This window comes from Mesorhizobium erdmanii (assembly GCF_013170725.1).
GTDB lineage: Bacteria > Pseudomonadota > Alphaproteobacteria > Rhizobiales > Rhizobiaceae > Mesorhizobium > Mesorhizobium erdmanii.
Map to the genome: position 1 here is coordinate 5,910,766 of NZ_CP033361.1, position 12,129 is coordinate 5,922,894.

Annotated in this window: 5 protein-coding genes; 4 read left to right on the top strand and 1 reads right to left on the bottom strand. The window is 63.6% G+C overall.

Annotated elements, in window-relative coordinates; all coding sequences use genetic code 11:
• Positions 1-29: 29 nt before the first annotated feature.
• Together EB233_RS28495 and EB233_RS28500 are read left to right on the top strand one after the other, a co-directional pair.
• The gene (locus EB233_RS28495; RefSeq protein ID WP_027054996.1) at positions 30-1,319 is read left to right on the top strand and encodes an HlyD family type I secretion periplasmic adaptor subunit; all 1,290 of its coding nucleotides are present in this window, start codon (positions 30-32) and stop codon (positions 1,317-1,319) included.
• On the top strand, positions 1,309-1,950 hold the full coding sequence (locus EB233_RS28500) for a ribbon-helix-helix domain-containing protein (RefSeq protein ID WP_027054995.1): 642 nt from the start codon (positions 1,309-1,311) through the stop codon (positions 1,948-1,950). The genes EB233_RS28495 and EB233_RS28500 overlap by 11 nt, the downstream gene beginning before the upstream one ends.
• 13 nt (positions 1,951-1,963) lie before the next feature.
• Here the strand turns inward: EB233_RS28500 and EB233_RS28505 are convergent, their stop codons facing one another.
• Positions 1,964-2,902, bottom strand: a complete 939-nt coding sequence (locus EB233_RS28505) for a transglutaminase-like cysteine peptidase (RefSeq protein WP_064991288.1) — start codon at positions 2,900-2,902, stop codon at positions 1,964-1,966.
• Between the two features lie 322 nt (positions 2,903-3,224).
• On the opposite strand from EB233_RS28505, the gene EB233_RS28510 reads away from it, so the two are divergent.
• Together EB233_RS28510 and EB233_RS28515 are read left to right on the top strand one after the other, a co-directional pair.
• On the top strand, positions 3,225-11,642 hold the full coding sequence (locus EB233_RS28510) for a DUF5801 repeats-in-toxin domain-containing protein (RefSeq protein ID WP_171892270.1): 8,418 nt from the start codon (positions 3,225-3,227) through the stop codon (positions 11,640-11,642).
• A gap of 72 nt (positions 11,643-11,714) precedes the next feature.
• The gene (locus EB233_RS28515; RefSeq protein ID WP_064991286.1) at positions 11,715-12,083 is read left to right on the top strand and encodes a hypothetical protein; all 369 of its coding nucleotides are present in this window, start codon (positions 11,715-11,717) and stop codon (positions 12,081-12,083) included.
• Positions 12,084-12,129 lie beyond the last annotated feature (46 nt).

Below are 12,129 nucleotides of genomic sequence, written 5' to 3' on the forward strand. Positions count from 1 at the left end.
ACGTATTCAATGCGCTGGGACCGCAAGACATGCTTGCAAGAGAAGACCGGCCGCCGCTCTTCGCGTCGGCGTCCTTATTGATCATAGGCGCACTTTTTGTGTCCTCCGTCGCCTGGGCGTCTTTTGCCGAGGTCGACGAAATCGCGCGCGGCGAGGGCAAGGTCATACCGGCTTCCAAAACCCAGATCATCCAGGCCAGCGAGCCCGGCGTCGTTCAGGAGATCGCCGTGACGATCGGGCAGGTCGTGAAGAAGAACGATCTCATCATCCGCCTCGACAACACGATGAACACGTCCAGCCTCGGCGAGCAGCAGGCCAAGGCACGGGCGCTCGAGACACGCATCGCGCGGCTGAAATTCGAGCAGAGCGGCAATATCGACGGCCCGTTTCCCTGTCCCGCCGAAATCCAGAAAGTCGCGCCGGAAATATGCGACAACGAGCAGAAGCTGCTCGTCGCGCGCCGCGACAACTTCCAGGTCAAGCTGTCCGTTCTCAAGTCGCGTCTCGATCAGCGCCAGAATGAATTGGATGAGGCCACCGCCAACCTCGATCGTCTCACCAAAAATCTCGAAGTCAGCGACCGGGAAACGGCGCTGGTCGAAGCCATGGTCAAGAAAGGGCTGATGGCCAAGACCGAGCAGATTCGCGTCGAGCGGGAGCAGACCGAACTGCATGGGCAGTTGAACCTGGCTGGTGAAACCATCAAGAAAGCCAAGGCGGCCATCACCGAGGCCCAGCTTCAAGTCAACGAGATCGGCCTGCAGCTGCAACAGGAGGCGCTGAGCGACCTGACGCAGGCGCTCGCCGACCTTTCGGTGGTCGATGAGACCATACGTGGCGCCACCGACAAAGTGGCGCGAACGGATATCCGCTCGCCTGTAGACGGCATCGTCAACACGCTTGATGTCAACACGCTTGGCGCCTTCGTCCAGCCCGGGGCGGTCGTGGCCGGCATCGTGCCGACATCCGAGACCCTGCTGGTCGAAGCACGGGTTTCACCACGCGATGTTGCCTTCATCCGGCCGGACCAGGACGCTCTGATCAAGATAACCGCCTATGATTTCTCGATCTTCGGCGGCATCGAGGGCAAGGTTTCCAACATCACCGCCGACAGCCTGGTCGACCAGAAGACGGGCGAGCCCTACTATCAGGTGCGCGTCGCAACCGAGAGGTCGACGCTGACGCGGGACGGCAAGACCTATTCGATCATCCCCGGCATGATCTGCTCGGTCGACATCAAGACCGGACGCAAGACCATACTCACCTATCTGATGAAGCCGATCAACAAGGCCCGCGAGGAGGCAATGAGTGAGCGATAGTGCCATCTCTCCTGCCGCCGATCGCGATCGGCTGCTGCCGCCCATGGCGACAGAAGATTTCGGGCTGGAATTCCGGGTCGTGGCGCGTGGCGGCACGCGGCGCGGCATTCGCCTGGAGCGGGCGTTCTGGACCTCGCTGAAGCAGATGGCCGAAAGCCGTAAATGCACGATCGGCATGCTGATCGATGAGATCGCCGAAAGCCACGCCAACACGGGAAACCTGACATCGGCAATCCGGGTGGCGTGCATGCGAGGATTGGCCGACGAGAACCAGACCTTGCGAAGGCTGGCGTCGATCAAGACGATCAACGCCATCCTGGTCGCCTGCCCGTCACCGGCCTTTGCGCTTTCGTCGTCGAAGAGGATCCTGACCTTCAACGCGCCGTTCCAGCAATTGGTCAGGCGGCAATTGCCGGTCGCGTCAAGCGAAGATGCGCGCCACGACCTGAAGCTTGCCCTGGACCTCAATGTCGCGGACATTTTCGCGCGGCTCGACGCCAATGGCGAAACGCCGGTTGCCACGGGCTTCGTCATCGGCGCGGGCGACCGCCGCTACCGGGGGCAATTGAACGTGGCAAGGGCGCCGGTGCTCGAACCCGAGCTGCTGATGGCCTTCGTTTTCGGCGGCTAATGTCTTGGAGCTGCTACTGCTGCAGGCCCTCTCCGGGTGCGACCGTCGCAAGGCCGCCCTTGATATCGGCGACTTGGGCCGCGCCTGGCCTGGTGCCATGGATCCACGCGCGGTCGGTGCTGAACGAATACAACGGCACGTAATCTGGGAGATCGCTGTCGCGCGAGACCACATTGCTCAGGCTGTCCAGAATGAACACGCCACTGCCGGTGCTGACAGACAGAACGGCATGAAAGAAACCACGCTTGCGGTCCTGCAGGACAACAAGCGACATGCTCTGCGCCGGAATGCCGGCACGCAGCAGCGCCGCCATCTTGAGAATGGCGAAATCCTCGCAGTCGCCCGCCCGGTGCGCGAGAACTTCCGAAGGTTTGGCCCAGTAGTCCAGCTTGCCGTAAACGACGCTGTCCTTCTTGTAGGCGATGGCGTGGTTTATGCTTGAGTTGATGAAAGACAGCTTGTCGAAAAAGCGCTTGTCCTTGGCAGCGTCGACGATGGCGGTGAAGATGCTGTTCTTGCCGTCGCACCCGGTGCCGGCGGAACAGTCGACGATTGCCTTGTAGACCGGTGCCCAACGCGCGGAGACCGGAAAATTGTGCATGGACAGCGCAACCGATCCGAACACGCCGGGAATGATCGCCGCGGTCTGGATGGGATCGATCCCGGCCGGCGCCGTCGAAGAGCCGGCTTCCTGATCGATCGCAGCCGGACCGTAGCCACCGGAAACCATGCCGATCTTGTAGGCCAGGGGGGGCTGCCACGGCCGAGGCCGCAGCAGCGAAATGCCGCCCAAAGCGGGAGGCGTTTCGACCTTAGCCAGCAGCGCATCGGCAGGATCGACGCTTGCGGGGAAAGCGCTCGCGGCCGATGGCTGCGGCAGGCCCATTATGCCGATTGCCAACAGCAGCGCCTTGAACCCGGTTGTCCCCAGGGCAGATTTTTCTTTTGTCATAACGCCCACCTTCGACTGTGGACGCTAGCAATTCCGCCTCAAATTATTGGAAAGGAAGAGGGATAAGTTTCCTGTACTTGGCAATGCCTATTTTGTGTAAAATTTTATACAAACTTATACTTCTATTTACCAAGTGACCGGGGTCAGCCTCCGCCAGATGGATCGCATACCAGTTCCTGCATATCAGGTTATATGGTCCAAGTTTACCATGCATAAAAAATGCCTTAGCTCGCATATTGGAATATATGAAACGGATTGCAGGATAGTTGCAAAGTAAAGGTGGTCCCTGTCTCTTTCCGGGAAATGCCGGAGGGGTTTTGCTATGACCACCAGTAACGATTTGGACACCGTCTCTCATTCCTGGGACGAGCACTCTGAACATAACGGCCTGCAGACGCCGATCCAGGTCGCGGAAGCCGCACCGGCACAAAAGGCCGCCCCGGCAGCCGCCGAACCGGTTCCCGTCGATGTCGGCAGCGGCGCGCCCGTCAAACCCGAAGCCCCGGAGGCGAAGGCCCCGGCGGCAGCCGTGCCGCACGAATACGTGGCCGACGCCAACCATGTGGTGAAACTTCCGGCCAATGTCTCGATCGACAACATCAAGGTCGACGGCCATAACCTGGTGCTCGAGCAGGCGGACGGCTCGGTGATCGTCATCAAGGACGCCGCCCTCAACGTGCCGACCTTCATCATCGGCGATGTCGAAGTGCCGCGCGTTGCCTTGATCGCGGCCTTGGAAGCAAGCCATGTCGATGTCGCCTTTGGCGCCGACGGATCGATATCTGCGGGCCCCGGCGGTTCAACCTCTAGCGCGGGCGGAGACTTCTCGGTTCCTCCCGGCGGTATCGGCGACGGGTTCGGCCTGTCGGCGCTGTTGCCGCCGACGGATCTGGCGTTCGGCCAGCCGGATCATCGCGAGCTGTTCCCAAGTCTCATCAAGCCGAATTCCATACCGTCGATCATCGACCTGACGCCTTCCGTCGATGGTGGCGACACCATCGTCAATGAAAAGGGCCTGCCGGCAAGCTCGGGGTCGGAAGGCTCGGGCGAGGCGCAGAATCCTGCCCCCAACAGCGACCAGTCCGAGACCAACACCGGCACCTTTACCATCACCTCGCCCGATGGTGTCGCCTCGCTGACCATTGCCGGCCAGGTAATTTCGGGCGCCGCGCTTGCCAACAGCGCATCGACGCCGATCGAGATCACCACGCCGCTCGGCAATACGCTGACCATCAGCGGCTACGACGCCAGCACCGGCCAGGTGAGCTACAGCTATACGCTCGTCCACAGCGCTGCTCACCCCGGTACGGGTACCGATTCCATCTTCGACAACATGACCGTCACCGTCACGGACACCGATGGCGATGTCTCGGCACCCGGCACATTGTCGGTCCAGATTGTCGACGACGTGCCAACGGCGAACGCGGACGCCAACAGCATCGGCGCGGGCAGCCATGCGCAAATCTCGGGCAACGTGATCACGGGCGTCGGCGAGACCGACCCGTCCGCCAGCGCGGACGTGAAGGGCGCGGACGGCGCGAGCGTGACCTCGGCCTTCGGGACGGGCCCGGCGCAGGACGTGACGTCCGCAGTTACCGGAACGACGATCGCGGGTCAGTACGGAACGCTGACGCTGTATTCGGACGGCCACTATACCTATGACCGCGCGACGAACACACCGGGTGGCGTGAACGATGTGTTCCACTACACGCTGACCGATGGTGACGGCGACCAGTCAAACACTACGCTGACGATCAATATCGGCAATGAGCCGCCGACGCTGGGCGACATCCCGGCCGCTGGCGCCACCGGTGCGATCGTGTACGAGGCGGGATTGCCGAGCGGTTCGCAGCATGACGGCTCGAACGCGGTGAGCGGCACGGTCGGCTTCACCTCGCAGGATGGGGTGAACTCGGTGTCGCTGGGCGGCCACGCGCTGTCGAGCGATTCGGGCAATCCGACGACGTTTACGGACGCCGTCACGGGCGGCACGGTGAGTGCGTGGTACGCCTACACCAGCGCGACCGGCACGGGTACGATCCATTACAGCTACACGCTGACAGCGGACTACCATAGCGCGACAGGTGGCGACGGGGCCAACACTGAGGCTGCGCCCAGCTTCGCGGTCGTCGTGACCGACCTGGACAACCAGCCCGCCTCCGGAAACCTGGTGATCAATGTCATCGACGACGTGCCGACGGCGAAAGCCGACACGGACGCCGCGCAATCCGGCGAGACGGTGACGGGCAATGTCGAGACCGGCACGAGCACCCACGGCACCGGCACGGCGGACACGGCGGGAGCCGACGGGATCGCCTCGATCGCCTGGGCGGGTTCGGTAACCAACGGCGGCGTGACGACGGTAACGGGCGCGTATGGCGTGCTAACGGTCTTCGCCAATGGCGATTACAGCTATCACGCCAACCCCAATGCGACGACGGGCAATGACGTCTTCAATTATACGATCACGGACGGCGACGGCGACAATTCGCTGGCCACGCTGACGATCACGGTGGCCAACGGCCAGCCGCAGGTATCGCCCGCGGCCGCTACGGTCGACGAGAGCGGCCTCGACACGACGCCGCCGGCCGGTGACCTGGGTCCAGGGACGGTAGACGGCTCGCATGCGGGCGACGGCTCGGAGACGACGAAGGGCACGCTGACCTTCTCGGACCCCGACGGCGCGACGGTGACCGGCATTGCATCAGGCAATGTCGGCAGCGACGTGAGCGGCAATGTCGGCGCGAACATCAATGGAACGTACGGCATCCTTCACGTCAACGCGGATGGCACCTACACCTATACGCTGACCAATCCGGAAGCGAATGTTCCCGCGGGCAACGACGGCACCAACGTGCAGCCCGGACAGGACGTGTTCACCTATACGGTCAAAGACGGTTTTGGGAACACCAGCACTTCGACGATCACGATCTCTATCAAGGATGACGTGCCGACGGCGCATAATGACACGGACGCGGCACAATCCGGTGAGAAGGTAACGGGCAATGTAGAGACCGGCACGAGCACCCACGGGACAGGCGCGGCTGACACGGCGGGCGCGGACGGGATCGCCTCGATCGCATGGGCGGGTTCGGTAACCAACGGCGGTGTGACGACAGTAACGGGCACGCACGGCGTACTGACGGTCTTCGCCAATGGCGACTACAGCTATCAGGCCACCCCGAACACGCCGACTGGCAATGACGTCTTCAATTACACGATCACGGACGGCGACGGCGACACGTCGCCGGCGACGCTGACGATCGAAGTAACCGGCAGCCAGCCGCGTGTGGTGGCAGAGATCGCGACGGTGAACGAGGCGGGCCTCGACACGACGTCGGCGGCCGGCGACCTGGGCCCCGGGACGGTTGACGGCTCGCATGCAGGCGACGGCTCGGAGACCAAGTCGGGCACATTGACATTCTCGGATCCAGACGGAGCGACGGTGACCGGCGTTGCATCTGGCAATGTCGGCAGCGACGTCAGCGGCAATGTCGGCACGAACATCAACGGCACGTACGGCATCCTGCATGTAAACGCGGATGGCAGCTACACCTACACGCTGACGTCGCCGGAGGCGAATGTTCCGGCGGGCAACGACGGCGCCAACTTGCAGCCCGGGCAGGACGTGTTCACGTTCACGGTGACCGACGGCCTTGGCAACACATCGACGTCGACCATCTCAATCAATATCCTGGACGATGTTCCCTCGATAACGCCCAGCGGTACGGCAGCGCCGACGCTGAGCGTCGACGAGAGCTTCATTCCGGTGATCGGCTCGGTCGGCGGCGGCGGCGGCAACGTCTCGTCCGGCAACTTCGCCGCCAACTTCGTGGTGACGCCGGGCGCGGACGGACAGTCCGGCTCGACCGCCTATTCGCTGACCATCAACAATTCCACGACCACCCTGGTCGACTCGCTCACCGGCACGCCGGTGACGCTGGTGCAGAACGGGGCGGGCGAAGTCGACGGCAAGGATGGCCTTGGCCATACCGTCTTCACGCTGACGGTCGACGCCACCGGCAAGGTGACGATGACCGAACTGCGCGGCGTGCACCAAGGCTCGGGCGAGACCCCCGACACCAGCGAAGGCACCCTGCTGGGTACCGGCCTGGTCTCGGTGACCGCGACCGTGACCGACAATGACGGCGACAAGGCGAGCGCCAGCATCGACCTGGGCGGCCAGATCACCATCCATGACGACGGCCCGCTGGTCTCGGCCACCGGCTCGGCGCCGACGCTGAGCGTCGACGAGAGCTTCATTCCGGTGATCGGCTCGGTCGGCGGCGGCGGCGGCAACGTCTCGTCCGGCAACTTCGCCGCCAACTTCGTGGTGACGCCGGGCGCGGACGGACAGTCCGGCTCGACCGCCTATTCGCTGACCATCAACAATTCCACGACCACCCTGGTCGACTCGCTCACCGGCACGCCGGTGACGCTGGTGCAGAACGGGGCGGGCGAAGTCGACGGCAAGGATGGCCTTGGCCATACCGTCTTCACGCTGACGGTCGACGCCACCGGCAAGGTGACGATGACCGAACTGCGCGGCGTGCACCAAGGCTCGGGCGAGACCCCCGACACCAGCGAAGGCACCCTGCTGGGTACCGGCCTGGTCTCGGTGACCGCGACCGTGACCGACAATGACGGCGACAAGGCGAGCGCCAGCATCGACCTGGGCGGCCAGATCACCATCCATGACGACGGCCCGCTGGTCTCGGCCACCGGCTCGGCGCCGACGCTGAGCGTCGACGAGAGCTTCATTCCGGTGATCGGCTCGGTCGGCGGCGGCGGCGGCAACGTCTCGTCCGGCAACTTCGCCGCCAACTTCGTGGTGACGCCGGGCGCGGACGGACAGTCCGGCTCGACCGCCTATTCGCTGACCATCAACAATTCCACGACCACCCTGGTCGACTCGCTCACCGGCACGCCGGTGACGCTGGTGCAGAACGGGGCGGGCGAAGTCGACGGCAAGGATGGCCTTGGCCATACCGTCTTCACGCTGACGGTCGACGCCACCGGCAAGGTGACGATGACCGAACTGCGCGGCGTGCACCAAGGCTCGGGCGAGACCCCCGACACCAGCGAAGGCACCCTGCTGGGTACCGGCCTGGTCTCGGTGACCGCGACCGTGACCGACAATGACGGCGACAAGGCGAGCGCCAGCATCGACCTGGGCGGCCAGATCACCATCCATGACGACGGCCCGCTGGTCTCGGCCACCGGCTCGGCGCCGACGCTGAGCGTCGACGAGAGCTTCATTCCGGTGATCGGCTCGGTCGGCGGCGGCGGCGGCAACGTCTCGTCCGGCAACTTCGCCGCCAACTTCGTGGTGACGCCGGGCGCGGACGGACAGTCCGGCTCGACCGCCTATTCGCTGACCATCAACAATTCCACGACCACCCTGGTCGACTCGCTCACCGGCACGCCGGTGACGCTGGTGCAGAACGGGGCGGGCGAAGTCGACGGCAAGGATGGCCTTGGCCATACCGTCTTCACGCTGACGGTCGACGCCACCGGCAAGGTGACGATGACCGAACTGCGCGGCGTGCACCAAGGCTCGGGCGAGACCCCCGACACCAGCGAAGGCACCCTGCTGGGTACCGGCCTGGTCTCGGTGACCGCGACCGTGACCGACAATGACGGCGACAAGGCGAGCGCCAGCATCGACCTGGGCGGCCAGATCACCATCCATGACGACGGCCCGCTGGTCTCGGCCACCGGCTCGGCGCCGACGCTGAGCGTCGACGAGAGCTTCATTCCGGTGATCGGCTCGGTCGGCGGCGGCGGCGGCAACGTCTCGTCCGGCAACTTCGCCGCCAACTTCGTGGTGACGCCGGGCGCGGACGGACAGTCCGGCTCGACCGCCTATTCGCTGACCATCAACAATTCCACGACCACCCTGGTCGACTCGCTCACCGGCACGCCGGTGACGCTGGTGCAGAACGGGGCGGGCGAAGTCGACGGCAAGGATGGCCTTGGCCATACCGTCTTCACGCTGACGGTCGACGCCACCGGCAAGGTGACGATGACCGAACTGCGCGGCGTGCACCAAGGCTCGGGCGAGACCCCCGACACCAGCGAAGGCACCCTGCTGGGTACCGGCCTGGTCTCGGTGACCGCGACCGTGACCGACAATGACGGCGACAAGGCGAGCGCCAGCATCGACCTGGGCGGCCAGATCACCATCCATGACGACGGCCCGCTGGTCTCGGCCACCGGCTCGGCGCCGACGCTGAGCGTCGACGAGAGCTTCATTCCGGTGATCGGCTCGGTCGGCGGCGGCGGCGGCAACGTCTCGTCCGGCAACTTCGCCGCCAACTTCGTGGTGACGCCGGGCGCGGACGGACAGTCCGGCTCGACCGCCTATTCGCTGACCATCAACAATTCCACGACCACCCTGGTCGACTCGCTCACCGGCACGCCGGTGACGCTGGTGCAGAACGGGGCGGGCGAAGTCGACGGCAAGGATGGCCTTGGCCATACCGTCTTCACGCTGACGGTCGACGCCACCGGCAAGGTGACGATGACCGAACTGCGCGGCGTGCACCAAGGCTCGGGCGAGACCCCCGACACCAGCGAAGGCACCCTGCTGGGTACCGGCCTGGTCTCGGTGACCGCGACCGTGACCGACAATGACGGCGACAAGGCGAGCGCCAGCATCGACCTGGGTGGCCAGATCACCATCCATGACGACGGCCCCTCGATAACGCTGAGCGGGGCGGCGGCGCCGATACTGAATGTGGACGAAAGCTATTTGGCGAATGGCTCGACGCCAAACGCGGCTCTGACGGCAGCTACGGCCGCCTTTGCGGGGATGTTCACAGTGGTGCAGGGCGCCGATGGCGCGACCACCAGCTACGGCGTGAGCGTCTCCTCGCAGGGCGTGACCTCCAACCTGATCGACTCGGCCACGGGCCAGGCAGTGGTGCTGACGCAGAGTGGCGGCACTGTTTCGGGCTATGTCACAGGCCACAGCGGCGATGCCGCCTACCTGGTGTTCACACTCGCGGTCGACACAGCTAGCGGCCAGGCGACGCTGACAGAGTTCCGCTCCGTCCACCAGAATACCGCAGACAATCCAACGGACACCTCCGAAGGCATCAGCCTGACCTCAGGCCTGGTGACACTGACGGCGACGGTGACTGATGGGGATGGCGACAAGGCCTCGCAGTCGCTCGACCTCGGCTCGAAGGCCACGTTCCATGACGACGGCCCGTCGCTAGGTTCCTTCACTTCGGGCACGATCCCGAACGAGGTTGGGTCGGTCGCGGGCTTCTTCTCGCTTGTACCGGGTGCGGACGGCATTGATCACTTCAACATAGTTGGGCCCGCGATCGCAGGCCTGACCTATAACACCACGACCGCGTTGGACGGTACCACCACCCTGCATGCTATGTCGGGTGCGACGGAAGTGTTCGACCTCACAGTAAGATCGGATGGCACCTACGAGTTCGACCTTATCAAGCCTGACGCCGGCACTACGATTACCTACTCGCTGCAAAATCTTCCGGCTGGCGGGCCAAACTGGCGCGAGACCACCGACGGCCACATCGAGTTCTCAAGCTCGGGCGGCATCAATTCCAACAACAACGGGTTTGGCGTAGCAAACTCCTTCGTTGGCGGAAATGAATCCTTCACGATGGAGTTCCACACGCCCGGGACCGGGATTGGTGTCGACAATCCGCCTAGCACCAATGCCGAGTTGAATGACTCAGTGAGTCTCGTCGTCAATTCCCTGAACGGCGCGGGTGGAACCTACCATTGGGTTGCGACCAATACCCTTACCAACACGACCGAGTCCGGCGACATCTCTATCACGTCGACCGGCACATTCCTGATTGATCCATCCATCAGCTTCAACCAGCTGCAGGTCAGCGCTGTCAACGTCTCCGGGCAAGGGGCTCAGTTTTCGAATATCTCGCTTACACACAACGTCCTGCCCCAAGATCAGAATTTGGCTTTCACGATCTCAGCAACGGACAAGGATGGTGACACCACAGGTACGCAGGCTCTTGGCGTTCATGTGGTCGCAGGGGATGGCTCGGGCAACTACACCCTTACAGGGACGGCGGGCAATGACGTGATCGCCGGCAGCACTCATACCGACGCCATCTCGGGAGGCGGCGGAAACGACATTGTCGACTATAGCGGCAGCATCGGGGCAATCTCGATCCATCTTGCCGACGACGGCCATGCGTCGGGTGCGCCAGCAGACCCCAATAACCCGGCGGCCGGAACGATCGGCGGTGGCGACGCCGCAGGCGATACGCTTACCGGCATCGAGGGGCTGATCGGCGGCTCCGGTAACGATCATCTGTTCGGCAACGCCCTTGCCAACTATCTCGCGGGTGGCGCCGGTAACGACACGCTCAACGGCGGCGGCGGCAACGACATCCTTGTCGGCGGCGCCGGTCAGGACACGCTGACCGGCGGCACGGGGGCCGATACGTTCAAACTCGACCACCTCGACATCAAGGATCTCATCAGCGACTACAGCGGCGTGGGCGGCGACGGCGACAAGATCGACCTGACTACGCTCTTCGACACAGCGCCGGCTGGCAACATCAGCAACTACGTGCACTACAACAGCGGCACGGGGGCGCTGAGCGTGGACACCAGCGGCTCGGGTAACCCCGCCAATTTTGTGGATGTGGCGCAGCTCACGAACACGCCAGCCGCTGGCACGATTACGATCCTTTACGACGACAACACGCATGCACAGCACACGGCCACGATTTAGCACTTATGCGTGGCCGTGCTCCCGTGCTACATATTAGCGAAGAATAAAATTGCGGTTTGGAGAGGGACTTAAATGAAGCGTTGTGCAAAATTGCTGGCTTCGGCCGCGCTGCTGTTGCTGGCTGGATCGACGGGCTTCGCCGCCGACATCATCGAAGGCCCGACGGGCGACTATTGCCGCGTCGTGGGGACGTCCAACCTGGTGCTGAACGACAACATCGTCGATCTCAAGCAGCAAGTGGTCAAGCTGATGGACGAGTCGGTCGCCGTCGCCAACAGTTCGGAGTGGATCAATTCATCCCGACCTGCCTTCGTCTGGGCATCGGAAGCCAAGGTCGCCTGCGGCATGGCCTATGGCTATCTGAAGACGAACTACAAGGACGAAGACACGCTCAACAAATGCGAGTGTTTCCACGACCGCATGGTCGAGTACATGCACTGACCGGATCGGCCGCGCCTGCTGGCCGCCATTACCACACGGACCAATT

Coding starts and splice junctions, on each gene's coding strand:
- EB233_RS28510 (WP_171892270.1), top strand. CDS start 3,225: ATGACCACCAGTAACGATTTGGACACCGTCTCTCATTCCTGGGACGAG.
- EB233_RS28505 (WP_064991288.1), bottom strand. CDS start 2,902: ATGACAAAAGAAAAATCTGCCCTGGGGACAACCGGGTTCAAGGCGCTG.
- EB233_RS28515 (WP_064991286.1), top strand. CDS start 11,715: ATGAAGCGTTGTGCAAAATTGCTGGCTTCGGCCGCGCTGCTGTTGCTG.
- EB233_RS28495 (WP_027054996.1), top strand. CDS start 30: ATGCTTGCAAGAGAAGACCGGCCGCCGCTCTTCGCGTCGGCGTCCTTA.